The sequence below is a fragment of the Flavobacterium sp. TN-1 genome (assembly GCF_052828645.1).
On sequence record NZ_CM128253.1, the window covers coordinates 672,065 to 694,574 of the forward strand.

A 22,510-nucleotide genomic window follows, 5' to 3' on the forward strand; every position below is an offset into this window, starting at 1 on the left:
TTATAAAATCATTAGAATCTTTTATTTTGCAACCTAATAAAATTCTTATTGCAAAACTCGGTCTATGAAAGTAAATCGGTGCGTAATCACTATCTTCTAGTAATCTGGATTTTCCTTTTATTTCTTATATTTTTGCTTTAATTAATTTTATAATATTTCTGCCTGATTTTTTTGCATCTGTAACGCCTTTGTCATATCTGCAAATCAGTAGTAAATCCAGTATCTCTAATTTTGACCTATCCAATAAATTCTGAATTATTTGACAAAGCATCATCCTTTTCTAACACTGTTATGTTGCTATTATCATTGAGTTTTTAATAGTTTTGATTTACTAACTTCGTAGAAATACTGGTTGAGCAACTTCATATTATAGGAATAGTTATCAAAAATAATATTTTCTTTATTTTTTATTCTTTGTCACTATTTAATTCTAAAACGGATATAGGTAATTGCTTTATTAATTTCTAAATATTGCTTTTCATAAAACGTTTGTATTTCTAGAACTTCATTAGGAGCACCCTCGTTTTTATATATATTATGATTAGCATATAATACTTCATGTCCTTCACCATGTAGCAATCCTAATGTATATCCGTGCATAAATTCACTGTCTGTTTTTAGATTTACAACTCCATCAGGTTTTAAAATTCTTTTATATATTTTTAAGAACTCACTGTTGGTCATACGATGTTTTGTACGTTTGTATTTAATTTGTGGATCGGGAAATGTAATCCAGATCTCATCAATTTCATGCGCATCAAAAACACCTTCTATTAACTCAATTTGAGTGCGTACAAAAGCTGTATTATTCATACCATTTTCTACGGCTGTTTTAGCACCTCTCCAAAAACGAGCACCTTTAACATCTATTCCTATATAATTTACATTCGGATTTCTTGAAGCTAAGCCTATGGTATACTCTCCTTTACCGCATCCTAATTCTACTATAATCGGATTATCATTTTTGAAAAATGTTGAACGCCATTTTCCTTTGTAAGGAAAATCGCCATTAACTACCTCATCACGAGTAGGTTGAATAACATTATCAAAAATTTCATTTTCTTTAAAACGTTTTAATTTATTTTTACTTCCCACAATTTCTTAAAGTTTTGGCAAAATTAAATAATTATGTGGTATAATAAAGTGTTTTATCTTTACCTTTCTTTTATAAATATTGTATTTGAAAACAACTAAAAACATACTTGTAGCCCCTCTTAATTGGGGTTTAGGTCACGCCACGCGTTGTATTCCTATTATAAGAGCCCTCTTAGCCCATGGCATGAATCCTATTATAGCCTCAGATGGTGAGGCTCTTGAATTATTAAAATTTGAATTTCCATATTTAACTTTTATCTCAATTCCTTCGTATAGAATAAAATATGCAAAAAAGGGTTGTTTTTTTAAATGGAAATTAATAAGCAATGGTCATACTATTTTAAAAGCCGTTTTTTTAGAAAGATTAGCAACAAAAAAGATTATTAGAATTTACAATATACAAGGTATTATTTCTGATAATCGGTTGGGTATTTATTCAAAAAAAATACCTTGTGTTTATATTACTCATCAATTAAATGTTTTAACTGGCAATACGACTTTGATTACTTCTTGGTTACACCAACTAGTGGTTAAACAATATACGTCTTGTTGGGTACCCGATTTTGAAGGAGATAAAAATTTAACAGGTGATTTAGGTCATCTAAAAGAGCCTCTGAAAAATGTTTTTTATTTAGGTCCTATCAGTCGTTTTAAAAAACAAAAATTAAATATTCAGTATGATCTCATGGTTATTTTATCAGGTCCTGAACCACAAAGAAGTCTTCTTGAAAAAAAATTAATATTAGAATTAAAAGACTATAAGGGATCTGTCTTATTTATAAAAGGGAAAGTTGATAAAGAGCAAAAAATCAACAATGAAGGCATTTTTACTTTTTATAATTTCATGAGTTCTGATCAATTAGAAATTGCCATTAACACGAGTGAATACATTATTTGCCGTTCTGGCTATACCACCGTTATGGATTTAGCTTGCATAGGTAAAAAAGCTTTTTTTATTCCTACTCCTGGACAATACGAACAAATATATTTAGCACATAAACTAAGTGATGAACTGATAAGTCCGTATTGTATGCAAGATGAATTTAGTCTTAAAAAACTAGAACAAATAAATGATTTTAAAGGTTTTATTCCATTTCAGAATAAAGTTAACTGGAAAAAATATTTAGAAGTTTTTAATTTAGAAGACAAATAGTGATTTTTAAACGTACTCTACTTGTCTTCTTTTAAGGTAAGATATTAATATTTATAGTGAGACTGTCCAAAAAGTTCGCAATCTTTCATTTAGACCAAAGGGAGAAATCACACAATGTTGACTATGAGACTCCTCATTCGGAGTGACAAACTGCATGTTGATTTATTACTTTTTGGACCGCCTTATTTATTTCAAACAGTTATCATTTTTTAAAGTTAACTAAACGATTATCATTATAGTTTACTTGAGCTATGACCCCGTTTTCTTTAAAAATCCAAGTTCCTACTTTTTGTCCCGATTCATATTGTCCTGTAGCTAACTCGTTTCCTTCTTTCGTATAGGAAACCCATTTCCCATGAACTTTCCCGTCTTTATAAAAACCTTCTTGCATTATTTTACCATTGTCATAATAGTAAGTGGCTTTTATTAAATTATTTTGAATCTCATATTTAGGCTCTATTAACTGAGCAAAACTGGCTACTGTAAATAATAAAGTAATGATTGATATACGTTTTTTCATAATTCAAAATTTTATGGGTTCTACAAATAGTCTCCATCAAATTTAAAAAAAACTTATATAATTAACAATTAAAAAACATTCACTTTACAATTTATTAACATTAAAAATAATAAAACAATGTCTTAAGCAGTAAGTTGATTAGCACTCTGAAGTGTAAATAAAAATTCAGAACCTTTATTAAATGTACTTTTTACATATATTTTTTCATGATGAGCTTCAATAATATGTTTTACTATAGACAACCCTAAACCAGAGCCTCCTTCCATTCGAGACCCACTTTTATCTACCCTAAAGAAACGCTCAAATAATCTAGGAATATGTTTTCGTTCAATACCTTCACCATTATCCATAACACGTATTAATACTTTATTATTTTCTAATTCATCTATACAAATTTCGGTTGATCCTTTTTCTTTACCGTACTTAATAGAATTTACTATTAGATTAATCAGAACTTGTTGAATTTTTTGTTTATCAGCCATTACCTCTATAGGCTTAATATATTTTTCATCAAAACTTAAGGTAATTTCTTTAGTATTTGCTTTAATCTCTAGTAAATCCATTACTTCTTGAGCTAATGCAACAATATCAAATGATTGAATATTCAGCGTTTCATCTCCTAATTCTAATTTAGCAATCATGTCTAAATCATTAACAATATAAACCAATCTTTCAACGCCTTTTTCTGCTCTTTCTAAATATTTCTTTCTTAATATTTTGTCTTTATGTGCACCATCTAGTAAGGTTGAAATATAACCTTGAACTGTAAAAAGAGGGGTCTTTAGTTCATGTGAAACATTTCCTAAAAATTCTCTTCTATATTCTTCACGATCTTTTAACATTTCAATTTCTAACTTTTTATCCGTTGCAAATTTTTTAACCTGTTTAGTCAATGTAGCCATATCGGTAGTTATAGCTTGGTTTTTAAAATCTACGGCATCTAAGAAAGAAATTTCATCATAAATTTTCTTTACTCGTTTGTAAATAAATTTTTCTACTCGATATTGTAAAACGAAAAATGAAAAAGACATGGTTAAGCAAGCAAAAACACTTATAAATAACCAATTAATTAAAAAGAACAAATAGGTTAATAAAAGCACTAACCCTGTTGAAAACAGGGTAATATATGTAGAAGATCGAAAAGCGAATTTATATGATTTTTTAAGTCTTAATCCCATTAGTATTCAAACTTATATCCTACTCCTTTTATTGTTTTAAATAGTTCTTCGCCAATTTTTTCTCTTAATTTTCGGATATGAACATCTATGGTTCTTCCTCCTACTACCACTTCATTCCCCCAAACTTTATCTAAAATTTCCTCTCTTTTAAATACTTTTCCTGGTTTAGAAGCTAATAAGTAGAACAATTCAAATTCTTTTCTTGGAAGGATAATTTCTTTATTATCTTTATATATTTTGTATTCCTCTCGATTTATTTCAATACCTCCTAGATCTAATTTTTCAACTGATACTTCTACTTCTTTAAATCTTCTTAATAAAGCTTTTACTTTACTGACTAACACTTTAGGTTTAATAGGCTTTGCTATATAGTCATCAGCACCTGCATCAAAACCCGCAACTTGGGAATAATCTTCATTTCTAGCAGTCAAAAAAGCAATAATAGTATTTTGCAATTCTGGCGTATTACGAATAATTTCACAAGCTTCCATTCCATCCATTTCAGGCATCATGACATCCATTAAGATTAAATGGGGCAAATATTTTTTTGCTTTTTCAACTGCTTTTTTACCATTTTCAGCGGTAAATATTTGATACCCTTCTTGTGAAAGATTATAGCCAACAATTTCTAAAATATCAATTTCATCGTCTACTAACAGAATTCTGATATCCTTTTTTTTCATCACTGTGTTTTGTGTTTGTTTGAGTGTAAAATTAGCTATTATTCGTATATAAAAACTTAACCTTACACAAATTTAATATGTTAACGATTAAGTAACATTTACTAAACTTATTTATAATATCTCAATAACTTCTTTTTTACATAGCTCAAATTACTTTGCATCGAAATTAAACACACAACAAGATGAGATTCAAATTTTCTTTATTGTTCTTATTTTTTACAATCTTAACATGGGCTCAAAAAGCTACTATTACAGGAACAGTATCCGATAAAGATCTTAACAACGAAGCATTGCCATTTGCTAATGTTGTTTTAAAAGGTACCTCAATAGGAACCACTACTGATCTACAAGGTAAATACAAATTAAGTGTCCCTTCGGGTATGCACATATTAGTCTTCAGTTTTTTAGGATATGAAACTAAAGAGGTAAAAGTTACTATTAACGCTGAAGAAATAAAAGAAATTAATCAAATTCTTGGTTCTGGTAGCGTAACCATGGAAGATGTAGTAGTAAAAGCAACTGTAAGTCGTGAAAAAGAAACCGCTTTATTATTAGAGCAAAAAAATGCTGTTGAAATGAAACAGATCATGGGTGCTCAAGAAATGGGTAGAAAGGGAATAAGTGATGCACAGGCTGCTGTTACTAAAATTTCAGGGATTTCTAAACAAGAAGGAGTAAAAAATGTTTTTGTAAGGGGTTTAGGAGACCGCTATAATTCAACAACATTAAATGGTTTCCCAATTCCTTCCGAAGATCCCGAATATAAAAACATTTCCTTGGATTTTTTTGGTACTGATATTATCAAAAACATTTCTGTTAATAAAGTTTTTAATTCTACTAAAATTAGTGACGTAGGCGGAGCTAATATAGATATTTCTTCTAAAGAATTAAATACATCATCTGTTTTATCACTAGACCTTTCAACAGGTAGTAATACAAGAGTATTCAATACTGATTTCAAACAACAATCAGGAGTAGATTACTGGGGATTATCTAATATCACTAATCCTGGTTTAACTAACCAAAAATACAATTTCCCTAACAAGCTTAATCCTACCACAAATCACTTACCATACAACCACTCTTTGGGACTAACAATAGGTAAAAAGATTAGATTTGGCGAAAATAGTTTTTCTGTATTTTTAGTAGGGTCACATTCAACGGATTTTAGTTACACCAAACAATTTGTAAAAAACACAACTACCACAGGAGTAGTCTTCAGAGATCAGGTAGGCGATAAATTTAATCGCGGTATTAATCAATTAGGACTATTGAATTTATCTTTAAAACTAAACAAGTTCCGATTTGATTATAACGGTATGGCAATTCATAATAATAATCAATATTATTCAAAATTTTACGGACTAGATAATGATAAATTTCAGGGAGGTTTTGATGATAAAGGGTTAATGATTAGACAACAAAATAATGATAATTTATTAATTGTAAATCAATTATTAACTCAATTTCAATTAGGAAAAAACACAAACTTCAATGCTGGCGTATCATATAATATTACTTCTGGCAAAGAGCCTGATAGAAGAGTAAACAACCTAACTCAAAGAAACGAAAAAGATTTTATTTTTACAGGAGGAGATGGTAGACAAACAAGAACTTTCTTGAATTTAGATGAAACAGATTTAAACACAAAACTAGAAGTTTCTCACAAACTAAATAATCAAAATGCAAATGATAAAACTTCTTTTATCAAGTTTGGCTACAATGGAAGACAAGTTGAAGATAAATTTTCAGCTATACTATATAATTTTAGGGCTATTTCAGGATTATATGATGAAAATATAAACTTAGACAATGCTTATAACAAACAAAATTATATTGATGGAAAAGTAACATTTGATGCTAATAAAGATCAATACAGTACACAAAAAAATATACATTCTGGATATGGTGATTTAACCTACTTAGTTACTCCTAAACTAACCTTAAATATGGGAGCAAGCATAGATTACGTAAATCTAGCTGTACAATACAATGTAAACGAAGGTAGTACTATTGGAAAATCAACTATTAAAAATACATTCGTATTACCCAACGCTAGTTTAAAATGGGACGCATCAGAAAAAAACTCGTTCCGTTTAGCCAGTAGCAAAACCTATACACTTCCTCAAGCTAAAGAAATTTCGCCATACATTTACATAGACGTAAACTTTAATAGTCAAGGAAATAAAGATCTAAAGTACTCTGAAAATTATAATCTAGATGCTAAATGGGATTTTTATATAAGCAAATCAGAACTATTTTCATTAACCGGTTTTTATAAACATATTCAAAATCCAATAGCTCGTGTAGAAGAAGGGGGATCAGGAGGTTATTTAACATATAAAAACATATCTAATGTAGCCAAAGTCTTAGGAGCAGAAGTAGAACTAAGAAAAAATATTTTAGAATCACAATTTCATTCTTATGATGCTAAATTAGCATTAGGACTTAATGCTTCTTACATCTACTCTAAATTAACATTAGATGTTTTGAACACACCTAAAAAAGAAACTCAACTAGAAGGTTCTTCCCCTTTCTTAGTTAATTTTGATCTATCAAGTACTTTATCGAAAAATGACAAAAACTTTACCAATACCTTCGTATTAAACTATTTTAGTGATCGTATTTATACTATTGGAACCCTTACTTATGAAGATATTATAGAAAAAGGAGTAATAGGATTGGATTTTATTTCTACTTCTAAAATCAATAAGCATCTCGCTATCAAAATAAAAGCCAGAAACTTACTAGATCCTACTTATTCACTAAGCAGAAAAGGCATTAATGGAGGCGAAAATATTGTCCTTAAATCATTCCAAAAAGGAATCCATTTTAGCCTAGGTTTAACGTATGATTTTTAAAATTATATAATTGCTAATTAAAACAACTAACCAAAATGAAAAAATCAGTTTTAAGTTTATTAACATTGCTAACTGTTACAGGATCTTTCCTTACATCTTGTACAAAGATAACAGATGATGAAGCATTTTCAAATACAAATACTCCAGTAGGAACTGAAAACTTATCAGGTACTATTACAAACAATATAACTCTTGATCCTTCTAAAACATACTATTTAAATGGCTCTCTTATCATAGATAATGGAGGAACTCTAAACATTCCCGCAGGTACTATAATCAAATCTAAAAAAGGATTTAGTAATTACATTTTAGCCTTACAAGGAGGCAAAATAAATATAAATGGTACTCCTGATAAACCTGTAATCATGCAAGCTGACATAGAAACAACAGAATCAGGATACTGGGGCGGTTTAATCATTAATGGCAAAGCTAAATTATCAGATGCTACCCCAACTGGCTCAACCGAAATTAACTCAGCTTATACTTACGGTGGCAATGATGATACAGATAACTCAGGCATTATTCGTTATTTGATACTCAATAATACAGGAGCTAAATCCTCTGCCAATATTGAACACAACGGTTTAACCCTAAATGGTGTTGGAAATAGTACCATTATTGAAAATATACTTGTAAAAAATTGCGCTGATGATGGTATTGAACTCTTTGGAGGAACTGTTAACCTAAAAAACATCTTATGTATTAACACAGATGACGATATGTTTGACTACACACAAGGATGGAGAGGTACTTTAGACAATGCTTATGGAATTTGGGAAAAAGGTTTTACAAGTACAGAAGCCGACCCAAGAGGTCTAGAAGGAGATGGTAATTTAGATGGTAACACTCCTACTTGTAACTTACAATCTGATAACATCATCAGGAATTTAACCATTGACCTTAAAATTGACCCTATAACCACTAACGATATAACAAGACAAATGATGGATGTTTTTATGATTCGTCGTGGTGCAAAATCTACAATAACAAACGCTGTCGTAAAGGGAACAGGATATGCAGTAACTTTAGTTAACATGAACGATAAAAAAGGAGCTGGAAATCCCACTACAACAATTAATATTAATCTTAAAGATTTAACAACAAATCCAGCTAAAGAAATCAATGGAACAGCAGTATTAAACAAAAACGAAACCAATATAGGTGCTGACAAAACTGCTTTTAATTGGACAAAATACGCGTTTTAATTTTTCAACATTTTTTAACAAAACAAAAGCCTCAAAAATAGAGGCTTTTGTTTTATCTAAATATTTTTTTTTTAACTTTGTAGAAATCCGTATTAAATGAAGAAAAACTACTTGTACAGTATCCTTATTTCCACATTATTTACGTTAGTCTTCCAAGCTCAGGAAGCTAGAGACTCCTATAGTGGAAAATACCAAGAACAACCTTTAGACAACCTTACAATATATCCGAACCCATCTAGCACAGGCAGAATTTATATTACTTCCAGATCTACTTCCTCAAAAGAAATTGAGATTTATGATGTACTTGGAAAATTAGTACTGCAAACCTTATTATCCTCCAAAGAATTAAATATAACAAGCTTAAACGAAGGAGTTTACATAATAAAAATCAAAGAAGGAGAACAAAGAATAACTAGAAAACTTATTGTAAAATAATCTACCTAAAACATCCCCCCCTAAATCTACCTTTCATTTTTTAATGTATTAAAAAATGAGAATCTATTATAAAACATTTCCCCTTTTCTCATCAAAACACACTAATAATAGATTTTTACAAACTCATTTTTAAGAGCATTCTTTTTCAACCAATACAAGACCTGAGATCATTCCTCAAAATAAATATATTTCAATTTACTCAAACAAATATAGATTATTCTTACAAAATAATTAAAAAACAATCAAAAAAATAAATTTAATATATTTTTCATTAAATTTAAAGCCAATTATTTCTAAACCAAATTACACACAACAACACATGAAAAAAAATCACCTATTTGGAACGTTATTATTAGCAAATTTTGGATTTTGTCAAGTTTCAATTTCAGCATTAAACACACCCTACAATCAGGATTTCAACTCAATGACTACTGGAACAACAGCTCCAGTCCTACCCGTCAATTGGTTTATGGCAAGACTTTCAGGCACATCTACTACAGCTCTAACACTAACAAATAATGACGGATCTACTAATAGCGGAGGAGTTTATGCAGCAGGAACTAATTCAACTAATGAAAGATGCCTTGCAGTACTAGCCTCTTCAGGCACAATCCCTGGAATAGGTCTAAACCTTATCAATAATCTGACACAAAACATTACCCAAATACAAATTAGTGGAAAAACCGAACAATGGAGATTAGCCACTAGTTCTATCGTTGAAAAAATAGCATTTGCCTATAGCTATGACGCTACCTCTTTATCAACAGGCAATTGGACAACGGTAACCAACTGCGATTTAGTAGAGCAAAATGCTACTACCAGCACAACGACCCCCACAACAGCCAATATAGATGGTAATGCTTTAGGAAACAATAGTAATTTCACCTTTACCTTTGGATTAACAGGTAATGGCTGGCTAGCTAATGGAGGCACACTTTGGATCAGATGGGCCGACACAAACGATCTAGGAAATGATGCCATGATAGGCTTAGACGACTTCAGTATTCAAGCAACATCAATAGATCCACAATTTTTATCTAATGAAAAATTAGATGAAATTTCTGGACTACAAATATTCCCCAATCCAACCAAATCAATTTTAAACATAACATCAAACAATTTTTCTGAAAAACAAATTGAAATATATGACTCTTTAGGAAAAATAATTTTATCCACTAGAACAACTAATCAAAATATAAACATTACCCCTTTAACCAAAGGAGTTTACACAGCTAAAATCACCGAAGAAGGTAAAATAGCCATCAGAAAAATCATAATTGAATAAATTATCCCCAATAAAAACAAAGCCAACCCCTTTAGACAAACATCTAACGAGGATTTTTTATACTTTTGTAAACAAAAACAAAACTATTAAAATGAAAAAAAAATCATTATTTTATCTATTCAGTTTATTCCTTTTAATTTCGAACAGCTTTGCACAAACCACATTAACCTCGTGGAGTTTTGATGGACAAACAACCAATCCAAACCTAGGAACAGGAACATTAAGCCTAATTGGAGGAGTCAGCCCAAATACTTATCAAAGCGGCAATGGCGGAGGGTTTGCACATAGTATAAAAAACTTTCCTCTTCAAGGAACAGCTTCCGGAACAGCTGGTTATCAATTTATGGCAAGTACTAATGGCTACTCAGGAATTATCATAAAATTTGACCCAAGAGGACAAGATGCTTCTTCTAAATGGCAACAATACGAATATACTATTGATGGCGGAAATTCTTGGGAAATCTTAACTAATAACAATGGAGACCTAACAAATGGTTTTACAGCTTCTCCAATGAAGTCTCTGTTAATCAATGATCCCAGATGCAATAACAATCCTAATTTTGGTTTCCGAATTGTTTCTATTGTAAATCCAAACAATGATACCTACGAACCTATTTTAGGAGTTTATGACCCTACCGCTAACTGGAGAATAGACAACGTAAAAATTGAAGCTAGTTCCGTTTTAAACAATGAAAAAAACAATGAAATAGAAGGGCTATCAGTTCACCCAAATCCCGCAAATTCAGTTTTAAATATTACTTCTGGTAATTTTGAAGAAAAACAAATTGAAGTATATAATACTTGGGGTAAAAAAACTTTATCAACTAAAGTAACAGATCAAACTGTTAATATCTCATCATTAACAAAAGGAATTTATTTTGCTAAAATCACCGAAAAAGGTAAAACAGCAACTAGAAAAATTATAGTTGAATAAGACTCCAACTAATTCAAAAATATAAAAGGCTGCCCAAAAAAAATATGGCAGCCTTTTTTTTACAATAAAGATATTCAGACTTCTTTAAAACTAGCTTTTCCAAATATTATTATCTAAAAAATGTAAAAAAACATTAAATTCAAATCTTATTCATTCAGTATTCTTATTTTTACTTCCAAAATATTAAAATCCAAAAACGATATGTTTAAAATTAAAAAAAACATTGCCCTTACAGCTTCGTTTATTATAACTTTCAGTGCTTTTGCACAAGATAATTTAGTCAATTCACTAAAAATAAATGCGAGTGAAAAAAGTAAAGAATCTTTCAAATTTACTGACGTTATAAATATTGAAAACACACCTATAAAAAACCAAGGTTCTTCGGGAACTTGTTGGAGTTATTCTGCCAATTCATTTTTAGAATCAGAAATGATACGCATGGGTAAAAAACCAGTAGAATTAGCACAAATTTATTCCGCTCGCAATGCTTATATAGAAAAAGGTAGAAACTATGTCCGTATGCATGGCTCAGTTGCTTTAGGTGATGGCGGTGCTTTTCATGACGTAATTAATATGTATCGTAAATATGGAGCCGTTCCTCAATCAGTTTATACAGGCTTAAATTACGGAACTGATAAAAATAAATTTGCTGAAATGAGTTCTCTAATTGAAGCTTTTTTAAAAGCCGTTGTTACCAATCCTAATGGAGAACTAACACCTAATTGGGAAAAAGCCTACACTGCAATGATTGATAGTTATCTTGGACAAGTACCCAAAACTTTTCAATTTGAAGGCAAAACCTATACTCCTGAAACTTTTGCCAAAGAAGTAGTAGGGGTTAACGCCGATGATTATGTAGAAATTTCTTCCTTGCAAGAATATCCCTACTATACTAAATTTGTGCTAATGGTTCCAGACAATTGGAATTTTGATCAAGTCTACAATGTAAAAATGAATGAATTAACTGACATCATTGACAACGCAATTAAAAATGGTTATTCAGTAGCTTGGGCTGGCGATGTTAGCGAAAAAAGTTTTTCTTGGAAAAACGGTGTAGCTTATGTTCCTGAGAAAAAATTTGAGGAGATGACTGCTGATGAGAAATCAGACATGTTTAATGGTCCTAAAAAAGAAATGACAATAACTGAGGAAATGCGTCAAAAAGCATTTGATAATTACACAACTACTGACGATCATGGTATGCACATTGTTGGAATTTCTAAAGATCAAAACGGTAAAGAATATTATATTGTTAAAAACTCTTGGGGTACAACAAATGACTACAAAGGATATTTGTATATGACGAAAGAATTTGCAAAATATAAAGCAACCGCCATTATGTTGCATAAAAAAGCGATACCTACAGGCATTGTATCTAAATTAAAACTATAAAAAACCTCTATATAAAACAAAAAACCCGAAAAATTTTAATTCGGGTTTTTTGTTTTATTTAATCGTAAAAAAAGGATCAATCAAAGGTAGAAAACAAAAATTATCTTCGATATAAGTTTTAAAATAATGGGCAGCAAAATTAAAACTCTAAGAAATTCAAGAATACATTAATATCACAATAACGAAAAATCTAAATCTAAACAAAAATGAGCCCGATAAAACATCGAACTCATTATTATCAAAATTAAGTTTAAATTTGCCTAAACTTTTGGGTGCAGTACAAATTTTTTATTTAATTTTTAGGTTCTTTCATTTTGAAAGTTTCCATAAACTTAGTTGTATAATTACCTACCACATAATCTGGCTCATCCATTAACTGTCTATGGAACGGAATAGTTGTTTTTATTCCTTCTATTACGAATTCATCTAAAGCACGTTTCATTTTAGCAATTGCTTCTTCACGAGTTTGTGCTGTAGTAATTAACTTCGCAATCATTGAGTCGTAATTAGGTGGTATTGTATACCCAGCATACACATGCGTATCTAAACGCACTCCGTGACCTCCTGGCGCATGTAAAACAGTGATTTTACCAGGAGAAGGACGAAAATCATTATAAGGATCCTCTGCATTAATACGACATTCTATAGAATGTAATTGCGGCAAGTAGTTCTTACCCGAAATAGGCACACCTGCTGCAACTAAAATTTGTTCACGAATTAAATCATAATCAATAACTTGCTCCGTAATTGGATGTTCTACTTGAATACGAGTATTCATTTCCATAAAGTAGAAATTACGGTGCTTATCTACTAAAAACTCTACTGTTCCTGCTCCTTCGTAACTAATATACTCAGCAGCTTTCACAGCAGCCTCTCCCATTTTATGGCGTAATTCATCCGTCATAAATGGAGAAGGAGTTTCTTCTGTTAATTTTTGATGGCGACGTTGTACAGAACAATCTCTTTCCGATAAGTGACAAGCTTTACCAAAAGAATCACCTACAATTTGAATTTCAATATGACGAGGTTCCTCAATAAGCTTTTCCATATACATGCCATCATTACCGAAAGCAGCAGCAGCTTCCATACGAGCACCTTCCCAAGCTTTATCAAGCTCTTCCTCTTTCCATATCGCACGCATTCCTTTACCACCACCTCCAGCTGTTGCTTTCATCATTACTGGATAACCTATTTCTTTAGCTACTTTCTTAGCCTCTTCTAATGACTCTAAAATTCCATCAGAACCTGGAACACAAGGCACACCTGCTGCTTTCATAGTAGCTTTAGCAGTAGCTTTATCCCCCATTTTTTCAATCATTTCAGGAGAAGCTCCAATAAATTTGATTCCGTGTTCTTGACAAATTTTAGAAAATTTAGCATTCTCTGAAAGGAATCCATACCCTGGATGAATGGCATCAGCATTAGTAATTTCAGCAGCCGCAATAATATTGGACATTTTTAAATAAGACTGATTACTAGGAGCTGGTCCTATACATACAGCCTCATCGGCGAATTTCACATGCAAACTATCTGCATCAACTGTAGAATATACTGCAACTGTTTTAATTCCCATTTCACGACAAGTTCTAATTACACGAAGTGCAATTTCTCCCCTGTTAGCGATTAGTATTTTTTTAAACATCTTAATGAAATTTTAAATGTTGAATTATAAATTTTAAATTATTTGAGAATAAATAGGTTATTTATTACTCAAAATTTAGCATTTAAAATAACTTATGATGGATCTACTAAGAATAATGGTTGATCAAACTCAACAGGTGAGGCATCATCTACTAAAATTTTAACGATTTTACCAGACACTTCACTTTCAATCTCATTAAACAACTTCATTGCTTCAATAACACATAAAGTATCACCTTTAGAAATTACAGAACCTACTTCTACAAACATTGGTTTATCTGGAGCTGGTTTACGATAAAATGTACCAATAATTGGCGATTTCACAGTAATATATTTAGAAGTATCATCAGCAACTGATTCTATTACAACTGGTGCAGCTGGTGCAGCTGGTGTTGGTACTGGAGCAGCAGCAACTGGCATTTGCTGAATAGCCGCTTGCATTGGCACCTGTTGCACAAACGTAGTGTTTTCAGTACCTTCAGGTGTTGTTTTGATCGTGATTTTAAAATCATCCATCTCTAGCTTTACCTCAGTAGCACCTGATTTAGCTACAAACTTAATTAGGTTTTGAATTTCTCTAATATCCATGATATTTCGATTTTGGTTTATTATGTTTTTATGAATTATATGCCCATTTTAAATAAATAGCTCCCCATGTGAAGCCTCCTCCAAACGCAGCAAAGACGATATTGTCTCCCTTTTTTAATTGTTTTTCAAAGTCACACAAAACAAGTGGCAAAGTTGCTGATGTTGTATTTCCATAACGATGAATATTAATTAAAACTTTAGATTCATCAAGCCCCATACGTTCGGCCGTAGCATCTATTATACGTTTATTAGCTTGATGAGCGACTAACCAATTTACATCATCATGTGTTAGGTTATTTCGTTTCATAATTTTTTCACTCACATCAGCCATACCTGAAACGGCATACTTAAAAACTGTTTTCCCGTCTTGAAAAACGGTGTGCATTCCTTTCTCTACAGTTTCTTTAGAAGCTGGCAAAATAGATCCTCCTGCATCAATTTTAAGATATTCACGACCAATTCCATCACTTCTTAAAATTTCATCTTGCAATCCTAAACCCTCTTCATTTGGTTCAAAAAGAACAGCTCCTCCTCCATCTCCAAAAATAATACAAGTAGCCCTATCTGTATAATCTATAATAGAAGACATTTTGTCTGCCCCTATTAACAATACTTTTTTATACCTTCCTGATTGTATATAGGCTGCAGCAGTAGACATTCCGTATAAAAAACTAGAACAAGCCGCATGAAGATCATAAGCAAATGCGTTAACAGCACCTATTTGAGATGCTACATATACTCCAGTAGATGCAACAGGCATATCCGGAGTGGCTGTTGCCATAATAATCAAGTCAATATCCTTAGGATCTATTCCTGATTTTTCAATTAGGTTTTTAGCAGCTTGAATAGCTAAATAGGAAGTACCTGCTCCTTTTTCTTTTAAGATTCTTCTCTCCTTAATACCTGTACGAGTGGTAATCCATTCATCCGTAGTATCAATCATTGTTTCCAAAACTTGATTAGACAAAACAAAGTCAGGAACATAAGAACCTATAGCAGTAATTGCGGCAGTAATCTTATTCATAAAGTCTTATTTTGAACCCTTTAAAGGTCAATTCTAAAAGTTGATGAAATTACAAAATTTCTACAAAAGAGATACAAAAATGGTGTTTTTTTTTCAAAAATGAATCATTTTCAACAAAAAAACTCTCACATTGTGAGAGTTATTCATGTATCTTTTAAAAAATATATTAAGCAACAGCTACTGATTTATCAATAACTACTTGACCTCTATAATACATTTTTCCTTCATGCCAGTAAGCTCTGTGGTACAAATGAGCTTCACCAGTTACTGGGCAAGTTGCAATTTGAGCAACAGTTGCTTTATAATGAGTTCTTCTCTTGTCTCTTCTTGTCGACGATTGTCTTCTCTTAGGATGTGCCATTTTACAAAATTATTTATCCGTTAATAGTTTCTTTAATGCTGCCCAACGTGGGTCAATTTCTTCTTCTTTTATATCTTGCTCTTCTGCAATTTCTGTTTCTTCAAAACTTTCTTCTTCTAAAGCTTGAGGACTTATTCTTTTTAAAGGTATTGAAAGAACGATCATCTCATATATGTATTGAGCTATATCTATTTGGTGCTCCCCAAAGGGAAGAATTAAGAGTTCTTCGTTTTCATCATTATATGTTTCTCCGAAACGCACAATTAACTTTAACTTACCTTTAATTGGAAAATCAAAAGGTTCCCCTCTCACATCGCACAATACATTTACAGTTCCTTTATGCTTAAAATTTAACTCAAGCATATTACTTTGTTTTTCTAATACCAATTTTACTTTTATATCAGCCGAATCAAATTCGTCATATTCAAAGTAATCAAAGAACGTCTTACTAATTAGGTATTCAAACTCATGTTTTCCTATCTTCAATCCAGCATAAGGAATCAAATACTCGTTTGTAACTCTCATCAGATAAATCTACATTTTTAATAGGTTCAGATGAAACATTATCACTTAATCCCTTTTAATCAAAGACTTAAACTTAATTACGCTTCATTCTGTCAACAATTTACTCCTTAATTAAGGTGTGCAAAGATATAAATTATTTGTAAAATCAAAAGGGTTATAAACATTTTTTTGTTTATAACTCATTTTATTTTATTTTCAATGGGTTTAGTACTATTTCTTTATATATATTTCTAGCTTTAAAAACATCTAATGCAGTATAAATGGCTTCTGTAAAAGAAACTTGATTTGCAATTCCTTTACCTGCAATATCAAAACCAGTTCCATGATCTGGAGATGTTCGAATTTTATTTAAACCAGCAGTATAGTTAACTCCTTTTCCAAAAGATAATGTTTTAAAAGGAATCAAACCTTGATCATGATAAGTGGCTACTACTGCATCATATTTTTCATACTGAGCACTACCAAAAAAACCATCAGCTGAAAAAGGACCAAAAACCATTATACCTTCTTCAAATAACTTTTTTAATGTGGGTTTTAACACTTTTTCTTCTTCTTGACCAATTACACCATGATCTCCCGAATGAGGATTTAATCCGAGCACTGCTATTTTAGGTCTATTAATTTGAAAATCTTGAATTAAAGAATGATTAATCGTTTTTATTTTTTTAAATATTAAATCTTCAGTAAGATGAGATGCAACTTTATTAATAGGTACGTGATCTGTTAACAAACCTATTCTTAATGAATCTTGAATCATTAACATTAAAGCGTCACCTTCTAATTCTTGGTCTAGATAATCTGTATGTCCAGGAAAAGAAAAATCTTCGCTTTGAATGTTAACTTTACTAATAGGTGCCGTGACTAACACATCTATTTTCCCATCTTTTAGTGATTGCGTAGCTTCTACAAAAGATTTTACGGCATATTTCCCAACATTCTGATTTTCTACTCCCCATTCTAAATTTACACCTTCTCTCCAAACATTCAAAACATTTACTCTACCAACAAGTGCTTGGTCAATCTTATCAATACCGTGTAGGTTAACGTTTAGATTAAGTTGTTTTTTTAAATAAGATATAATCTTAACATTAGCAAAAATAATAGGCGTACACAATTCAAGCATACGAGTATCTTCAAAAGATTTCAATACAACCTCACTACCAATACCATTTAGATCTCCTATTGAAATACCGACCATTATATTTTCAGGCTTTTTTGTCATCGCTTTAATATTTATACTAATTTTGAATACAAATTTACTAAAATTAATCAGTTAATGTTTACAGGAATTATAGAAACTCTAGGTAAGATTATTGCTCTTGAAAAAGAAGGTGAAAACATTCATGTTTCAGTACAATCTTCTATAACAAAAGAACTCAAAATAGACCAAAGTGTATCCCATAATGGGGTTTGTCTGACAGTTGTTAATATAAATAACGATATATATACTGTTACTGCAATTAAGGAGACTATTGAAAAAACGAATCTAGGCGAATGGAAAATAGGGGATCTTATTAATTTAGAGCGCGCCATGAAATTAGGAGATAGGCTCGATGGACATATTGTACAAGGGCATGTGGATCAAATAGGGATTTGTAAACAAATAGAAGAGGCGAATGGTAGTTGGTATTTTACATTTGAATATAGTAAAGACTTAAAGAACATTACCATTGAAAAAGGCTCTATAACAGTTAATGGAACCAGTCTAACCGTCGTTAATTCAAAATTAAATGAATTTAGTGTGGCTATTATTCCTTATACTTATGAACATACTAATTTTCATACTTTCAGTGTAGGTACTAATGTAAATCTTGAATTTGATGTAATAGGAAAATATGTTAGCAGACTTCATTCTTTACATCTTTAACTAAACTAGAAAGTTAAGACAATTTATTTAAACAAAAAAAGTCCTAATAACAGGACTTTTTTTTGTATCAATACTATAAATATTAATTATTAATTATCCATTTAAAGCCTCAGCTCCTCCTACAATTTCTAAAATTTCTCCTGTAATAGCGGCTTGACGTGCTTTATTATAAGTTAACTTCAATTGATTTCTTAATTCAGTAGCGTTATCTGTCGCTTTGTGCATCGCTGTCATACGCGCTCCGTGCTCTGCAGCAAATGAATCTCGAATAGCTTTGTACAATTGCGTTTTTAATGACTTAGGAATTAAAGTCATGATGATTTCTTCTTTCGATGGTTCGAAAATGTAATCACCTGCAACAGCTTCAGATTTAGCAATAGGAGCCAATGGAAGGAATTGTTCTGATTTTACTACTTGGGTAGCAGCATTTTTAAACTGATTATATACTAACTCGATTTTATCATATTCACCAGCAACAAACTTTTCAGTTAAATCAGAAGCAATAGTTGCCGCATTATCAAAAGTTAAATTATCAAAAATTGTACTCTCGTTTGCTATTATTGTATGCGTTTTACGCAATACGTCATTACCTTTTTTACCTATAGTTAACACATCAAGTTGTGCATTTTTATATTTTTCTGTGAGGCTTTTTACTTCCTTAACCACATTAGCGTTAAAAGCACCACATAAACCACGGTTAGAAGTAATAACTACTAAAAGTACTTTCTTTGCTTCACGTTGCGTCGTATAAGCTCCACCTACTTCACCTTCAAGAGTAGCTGATAAATTTTGTAATAACTCTGTTAATTTTTCAGCGTAAGGACGCATTGCCGTAATGGCATCTTGCGCCTTTTTAAGCTTTGCTGCCGAAACCATTTTCATCGCTGACGTTATTTGCATCGTTGATGAAACGGATGTAATTCTATTACGGATTTCCTTTAAATTCGCCATTTTTTTTATAGTAATTAGTGACTAGTAAATAGTGATTAGCTAATTACTAATCACTACTCACTATTTACTTTATTAGTTATACTTTGCAGATACTTCTTTTGCTACTTTCTCTAAAACGTCAGTGATGTTGTCATCAAATTTACCTGCTTTAAGAGCGTCTAAAGTATCTCTATGTTTGTTCTTTAAGAATTCTAAATAATCTTTTTCAAATTCTTTCACTTTAGCTACTGGTACGTTTCTTAATAAGTTTTTAGTACCTGCATAGATAATTGCAACTTGGTCTTCTACAGTAAATGGAGAGTTTAAACCTTGTTTTAAGATTTCCACGTTACGTTTACCTTTTTCAATTACGTTTAATGTAGCTGCATCTAAGTCAGAACCGAACTTAGCGAACGCTTCTAATTCACGGAACTGCGCTTGGTCTAATTTTAAAGTACCCGATACTTTTTTCATAGACTTGATTTGCGCATTACCTCCTACACGAGATACAGAGATACCTACGTTAATTGCTGGACGAACCCCTGAGTTGAATAAATCAGACTCTAAGAAAATCTGTCCGTCAGTAATCGAAATTACGTTCGTTGGGATATACGCAGAAACGTCACCCGCTTGCGTTTCGATAATAGGTAAAGCAGTTAATGAACCACCCCCTTTAACGATTGGTTTTAATGACTCAGGTAAGTCATTCATATTTTTAGCGATATCGTCATCAGCGATAACTTTAGCCGCTCTTTCTAATAAACGAGAGTGTAAGTAGAATACGTCTCCAGGATAAGCCTCACGTCCTGGTGGTCTTCTTAATAATAAAGACACCTCACGGTAAGCAACAGCTTGTTTAGATAAATCATCATAAACGATTAGAGCTGGACGACCTGTATCACGGAAGTACTCTCCGATAGCAGCACCTGCCATAGGAGCATAAACTTGCATTGGAGCTGGATCAGAAGCATTAGCAGCAACGATAACTGTATAAGCCATTGCTCCTTTTTCTTCTAAAGTTTTTGCTAAAGCTGCTACTGTAGAAGCTTTTTGACCAATTGCAACATAGATACAGAAAACGGGTTTACCTGCATCATAAAATTCTTTTTGATTTATGATAGTATCAATACAAACCGTAGATTTACCTGTTTGACGGTCACCAATTACTAACTCACGTTGACCACGACCTACTGGAATCATAGCATCTATAGCTTTTACTCCTGTTTGCAATGGTTCTGTTACTGGTTGACGGAAAATTACCCCTGGTGCTTTACGCTCTAAAGGCATTTCGTATAAATCACCACCAATAGGACCTTTACCATCAATAGGTTGCCCTAAAGTGTTTACAACACGCCCTACCATTTGCTCACCAACCTTTAAAGAAGCAATACGTTGTGTTCTTTTAGCAGTTGAACCTTCTTTGATACCTGTAGATGGCCCTAATAATACTACCCCTACGTTATCTTCTTCAAGGTTCAATACGATACCTTCCATACCGTTTTCAAAAACCACTAACTCACCATATTGTACATTAGAAAGCCCATAAATACGAGCAATACCGTCACCTACTTGAAGTACAGTACCTACTTCTTCTAAAGTAGCACCAGATTCAAAACCTGATAATTGTTGCTTTAATATTGCTGAAATTTCAGCTGGTTTGATTTCCGCCATTGTTTTATAATTTTTACACTTTCGTGTTATAATTAATTACTCAATTCTCTCTTTAATGTTAATAAACTGTTTGCAACTGAAGCGTTATATTGCTTGTCACCAATTCTTAAAATAAATCCGCCAATGATTGCTGGATCTACAATATTTTTTAAAGTAACTTTTTTAGTTGTTAAAGTACCTGCTTTAGCTAATACTTTAGCTTCTAATTCAGGAGTGATAGCAATAGCAGTAGTTACTGTTGCTACTTCAACTCCGTTAGCTTCATCATACAATTTTGTATATTGCGTAGCTACTTTGTCTAAAAGTTCAAAACGTTTGTTTTCTAATAATAACTGAAATAACGATTTTGTTACTGCACCTGCCTCTTTAAAAACTTCTAATAAAGCACTGTTCTTTACTTCGATTTTTAAAGTTGGGTTAGCAATAAATGACGCTAACTCAGCATTATCTTGGATAGTTTTAGCAATCAAAGTCATATCGTTGTTTACTTCCTGAGCAACACTCTTTGAAGTAGCAACATCTAAAATTGCTTTTGCATATCGTACTGCGGCTCTATTACCTGACATACTTCTCGTATTAGTTTAATTTCACTTCATCTAACATTTTCTCAACTAATTTTACTTGAGAATCGTTGCTAGATAATTGGTCTTTTAATATTTTCTCTGCAATTTGTAATGATAAAGCAGAAACTTGTGTTTTCAATTCAGCCATCGCTGCATTTTTCTCACTTTCGATAGAAGCTTTAGCTTGCTCAATTAAACGAGCACCTTGCGTTTGTGCTTCTTCTTTAGCGTCAGCAATCATCTTTTCTTTGATTTCACGAGCTTCTTTTAACATGGTGTCACGTTCAGCACGTGCTTCGTTTAAAATACGTTCGTTGTTTGCTTGCAACTCTTGCATTTCTTTTTTAGCATTTTCAGCTGCTTGCAATGCACTACGAATACCTTCTTCACGGGTTTCTATAGATTCCATAATAGGTTTCCAAGCAAATTTAGCTAATAAAACAACTAAGATCGTTAAAATTACAATTAGCCAAAAGAATAGACCGTATCCAAAATCGTTAAATATTTTTTCCATTATTGATGTTTTCTGTTTAATTAATAAAAATAGGTTAAATAAAATTACACTTTGCAACCAACCGTTGCAAAGCGTAATTTAAATT

At 31.7% G+C, this 22,510-nt stretch carries 22 protein-coding genes; 8 read left to right on the forward strand and 14 right to left on the reverse strand.

What is annotated here, in order from left to right; translation table 11 throughout:
* Positions 1-420: 420 nt before the first annotated feature.
* Positions 421-1,095 carry a tRNA (guanosine(46)-N7)-methyltransferase TrmB gene (gene trmB, locus ACUXZJ_RS02745; RefSeq protein WP_060381369.1) on the reverse strand — a complete coding sequence of 225 codons (675 nt, stop codon included), beginning with the start codon at positions 1,093-1,095 and terminating at the stop codon, positions 421-423.
* Positions 1,096-1,180: 85 nt separating this feature from the next.
* Between trmB and ACUXZJ_RS02750 the strand changes: the two genes are divergently transcribed.
* Positions 1,181-2,248 carry a glycosyltransferase gene (locus ACUXZJ_RS02750; protein ID WP_060381368.1) on the forward strand — a complete coding sequence of 356 codons (1,068 nt, stop codon included), beginning with the start codon at positions 1,181-1,183 and terminating at the stop codon, positions 2,246-2,248.
* A 202-nt stretch (positions 2,249-2,450) separates the two neighbouring features.
* On the opposite strand, the gene ACUXZJ_RS02755 is transcribed toward ACUXZJ_RS02750, so the two are convergent.
* The 3 genes from ACUXZJ_RS02755 to ACUXZJ_RS02765 form a co-directional block, all read right to left on the reverse strand.
* Positions 2,451-2,768: a toxin-antitoxin system YwqK family antitoxin gene (locus tag ACUXZJ_RS02755; protein WP_060381367.1), complete on the reverse strand. Its 318-nt coding sequence runs from the start codon at positions 2,766-2,768 to the stop codon at positions 2,451-2,453.
* 122 nt (positions 2,769-2,890) lie between these two features.
* The gene (locus ACUXZJ_RS02760) at positions 2,891-3,946 is read right to left on the reverse strand and encodes a sensor histidine kinase (RefSeq protein ID WP_060381366.1); all 1,056 of its coding nucleotides are present in this window, start codon (positions 3,944-3,946) and stop codon (positions 2,891-2,893) included.
* Positions 3,946-4,629, reverse strand: coding sequence for a response regulator transcription factor (locus ACUXZJ_RS02765; RefSeq protein ID WP_060381365.1), 684 nt, complete (start codon positions 4,627-4,629; stop codon positions 3,946-3,948). Before ACUXZJ_RS02765 ends, ACUXZJ_RS02760 begins: the two co-directional genes overlap by 1 nt.
* 182 nt (positions 4,630-4,811) lie before the next feature.
* On the opposite strand from ACUXZJ_RS02765, the gene ACUXZJ_RS02770 reads away from it, so the two are divergent.
* The 6 genes from ACUXZJ_RS02770 (at position 4,812) to ACUXZJ_RS02795 (ending at position 12,741) form a co-directional block, all read left to right on the forward strand.
* Positions 4,812-7,490 carry a TonB-dependent receptor gene (locus ACUXZJ_RS02770; protein ID WP_081248742.1) on the forward strand — a complete coding sequence of 893 codons (2,679 nt, stop codon included), beginning with the start codon at positions 4,812-4,814 and terminating at the stop codon, positions 7,488-7,490.
* A 35-nt stretch (positions 7,491-7,525) separates the two neighbouring features.
* Complete coding sequence (locus ACUXZJ_RS02775) at positions 7,526-8,695, forward strand: hypothetical protein (RefSeq protein WP_063743429.1); 1,170 nt, start codon at positions 7,526-7,528, stop codon at positions 8,693-8,695.
* 96 nt (positions 8,696-8,791) lie between these two features.
* A complete protein-coding gene (locus ACUXZJ_RS02780; RefSeq protein WP_060381362.1) occupies positions 8,792-9,130 on the forward strand; it encodes a T9SS type A sorting domain-containing protein in 339 nt (112 codons plus the stop codon).
* Between the two features lie 319 nt (positions 9,131-9,449).
* Positions 9,450-10,415, forward strand: coding sequence for a T9SS type A sorting domain-containing protein (locus tag ACUXZJ_RS02785; protein ID WP_060381361.1), 966 nt, complete (start codon positions 9,450-9,452; stop codon positions 10,413-10,415).
* A gap of 91 nt (positions 10,416-10,506) precedes the next feature.
* Entirely contained in the window at positions 10,507-11,349 is an 843-nt protein-coding gene (locus ACUXZJ_RS02790) for a T9SS type A sorting domain-containing protein (RefSeq protein ID WP_060381360.1), read from the forward strand.
* Positions 11,350-11,550: 201 nt separating this feature from the next.
* Positions 11,551-12,741 (forward strand): aminopeptidase C, encoded by a 1,191-nt coding sequence (locus tag ACUXZJ_RS02795; RefSeq protein WP_060381359.1) that lies wholly within the window; start codon positions 11,551-11,553, stop codon positions 12,739-12,741.
* A gap of 292 nt (positions 12,742-13,033) precedes the next feature.
* On the opposite strand, the gene accC is transcribed toward ACUXZJ_RS02795, so the two are convergent.
* From accC to pdxA, 6 genes are all read right to left on the reverse strand, one after another.
* Positions 13,034-14,383, reverse strand: coding sequence for an acetyl-CoA carboxylase biotin carboxylase subunit (accC, locus tag ACUXZJ_RS02800; protein ID WP_060381358.1), 1,350 nt, complete (start codon positions 14,381-14,383; stop codon positions 13,034-13,036).
* A gap of 92 nt (positions 14,384-14,475) precedes the next feature.
* Positions 14,476-14,970, reverse strand: coding sequence for an acetyl-CoA carboxylase biotin carboxyl carrier protein (gene accB / locus ACUXZJ_RS02805; RefSeq protein ID WP_060381357.1), 495 nt, complete (start codon positions 14,968-14,970; stop codon positions 14,476-14,478).
* A 28-nt stretch (positions 14,971-14,998) separates the two neighbouring features.
* On the reverse strand, positions 14,999-15,994 hold the full coding sequence (locus ACUXZJ_RS02810) for a beta-ketoacyl-ACP synthase III (protein ID WP_060381356.1): 996 nt from the start codon (positions 15,992-15,994) through the stop codon (positions 14,999-15,001).
* A 166-nt stretch (positions 15,995-16,160) separates the two neighbouring features.
* On the reverse strand, positions 16,161-16,355 hold the full coding sequence (gene rpmF, locus ACUXZJ_RS02815) for a 50S ribosomal protein L32 (RefSeq protein WP_014165712.1): 195 nt from the start codon (positions 16,353-16,355) through the stop codon (positions 16,161-16,163).
* Between the two features lie 9 nt (positions 16,356-16,364).
* The gene (locus ACUXZJ_RS02820; RefSeq protein WP_060381355.1) at positions 16,365-16,880 is read right to left on the reverse strand and encodes a YceD family protein; all 516 of its coding nucleotides are present in this window, start codon (positions 16,878-16,880) and stop codon (positions 16,365-16,367) included.
* A gap of 184 nt (positions 16,881-17,064) precedes the next feature.
* On the reverse strand, positions 17,065-18,102 hold the full coding sequence (gene pdxA / locus ACUXZJ_RS02825) for a 4-hydroxythreonine-4-phosphate dehydrogenase PdxA (RefSeq protein WP_060381354.1): 1,038 nt from the start codon (positions 18,100-18,102) through the stop codon (positions 17,065-17,067).
* Positions 18,103-18,156: 54 nt separating this feature from the next.
* Between pdxA and ACUXZJ_RS02830 the strand changes: the two genes are divergently transcribed.
* Positions 18,157-18,747: a riboflavin synthase gene (locus ACUXZJ_RS02830; protein ID WP_060381353.1), complete on the forward strand. Its 591-nt coding sequence runs from the start codon at positions 18,157-18,159 to the stop codon at positions 18,745-18,747.
* 93 nt (positions 18,748-18,840) lie between these two features.
* Here ACUXZJ_RS02830 and atpG read toward each other — a convergent pair whose 3' ends face one another.
* From atpG to ACUXZJ_RS02850, 4 genes are all read right to left on the reverse strand, one after another.
* Positions 18,841-19,698 (reverse strand): ATP synthase F1 subunit gamma, encoded by an 858-nt coding sequence (gene atpG / locus ACUXZJ_RS02835; RefSeq protein WP_063743431.1) that lies wholly within the window; start codon positions 19,696-19,698, stop codon positions 18,841-18,843.
* Positions 19,699-19,770: 72 nt separating this feature from the next.
* Positions 19,771-21,348: a F0F1 ATP synthase subunit alpha gene (atpA, locus tag ACUXZJ_RS02840; protein WP_060381351.1), complete on the reverse strand. Its 1,578-nt coding sequence runs from the start codon at positions 21,346-21,348 to the stop codon at positions 19,771-19,773.
* A 32-nt stretch (positions 21,349-21,380) separates the two neighbouring features.
* Positions 21,381-21,914, reverse strand: a complete 534-nt coding sequence (atpH, locus tag ACUXZJ_RS02845) for an ATP synthase F1 subunit delta (RefSeq protein ID WP_089047290.1) — start codon at positions 21,912-21,914, stop codon at positions 21,381-21,383.
* A gap of 10 nt (positions 21,915-21,924) precedes the next feature.
* Positions 21,925-22,425, reverse strand: a complete 501-nt coding sequence (locus ACUXZJ_RS02850) for a F0F1 ATP synthase subunit B (protein ID WP_060381349.1) — start codon at positions 22,423-22,425, stop codon at positions 21,925-21,927.
* Positions 22,426-22,510: the final 85 nt, after the last annotated feature.

Bases quoted from the DNA above. Each gene is read 5' to 3' on its own strand.
- ACUXZJ_RS02755 (WP_060381367.1), bottom strand. From the start codon at position 2,768: ATGAAAAAACGTATATCAATCATTACTTTATTATTTACAGTAGCCAGT.
- ACUXZJ_RS02760 (WP_060381366.1), bottom strand. From the start codon at position 3,946: ATGGGATTAAGACTTAAAAAATCATATAAATTCGCTTTTCGATCTTCT.
- ACUXZJ_RS02765 (WP_060381365.1), bottom strand. From the start codon at position 4,629: ATGAAAAAAAAGGATATCAGAATTCTGTTAGTAGACGATGAAATTGAT.
- ACUXZJ_RS02770 (WP_081248742.1), top strand. From the start codon at position 4,812: ATGAGATTCAAATTTTCTTTATTGTTCTTATTTTTTACAATCTTAACA.
- ACUXZJ_RS02775 (WP_063743429.1), top strand. From the start codon at position 7,526: ATGAAAAAATCAGTTTTAAGTTTATTAACATTGCTAACTGTTACAGGA.
- ACUXZJ_RS02780 (WP_060381362.1), top strand. From the start codon at position 8,792: ATGAAGAAAAACTACTTGTACAGTATCCTTATTTCCACATTATTTACG.
- ACUXZJ_RS02785 (WP_060381361.1), top strand. From the start codon at position 9,450: ATGAAAAAAAATCACCTATTTGGAACGTTATTATTAGCAAATTTTGGA.
- ACUXZJ_RS02790 (WP_060381360.1), top strand. From the start codon at position 10,507: ATGAAAAAAAAATCATTATTTTATCTATTCAGTTTATTCCTTTTAATT.
- ACUXZJ_RS02795 (WP_060381359.1), top strand. From the start codon at position 11,551: ATGTTTAAAATTAAAAAAAACATTGCCCTTACAGCTTCGTTTATTATA.
- accC (WP_060381358.1), bottom strand. From the start codon at position 14,383: ATGTTTAAAAAAATACTAATCGCTAACAGGGGAGAAATTGCACTTCGT.
- accB (WP_060381357.1), bottom strand. From the start codon at position 14,970: ATGGATATTAGAGAAATTCAAAACCTAATTAAGTTTGTAGCTAAATCA.
- ACUXZJ_RS02810 (WP_060381356.1), bottom strand. From the start codon at position 15,994: ATGAATAAGATTACTGCCGCAATTACTGCTATAGGTTCTTATGTTCCT.
- rpmF (WP_014165712.1), bottom strand. From the start codon at position 16,355: ATGGCACATCCTAAGAGAAGACAATCGTCGACAAGAAGAGACAAGAGA.
- ACUXZJ_RS02820 (WP_060381355.1), bottom strand. From the start codon at position 16,880: ATGAGAGTTACAAACGAGTATTTGATTCCTTATGCTGGATTGAAGATA.
- pdxA (WP_060381354.1), bottom strand. From the start codon at position 18,102: ATGACAAAAAAGCCTGAAAATATAATGGTCGGTATTTCAATAGGAGAT.
- ACUXZJ_RS02830 (WP_060381353.1), top strand. From the start codon at position 18,157: ATGTTTACAGGAATTATAGAAACTCTAGGTAAGATTATTGCTCTTGAA.
- atpG (WP_063743431.1), bottom strand. From the start codon at position 19,698: ATGGCGAATTTAAAGGAAATCCGTAATAGAATTACATCCGTTTCATCA.
- atpA (WP_060381351.1), bottom strand. From the start codon at position 21,348: ATGGCGGAAATCAAACCAGCTGAAATTTCAGCAATATTAAAGCAACAA.
- atpH (WP_089047290.1), bottom strand. From the start codon at position 21,914: ATGTCAGGTAATAGAGCCGCAGTACGATATGCAAAAGCAATTTTAGAT.
- ACUXZJ_RS02850 (WP_060381349.1), bottom strand. From the start codon at position 22,425: ATGGAAAAAATATTTAACGATTTTGGATACGGTCTATTCTTTTGGCTA.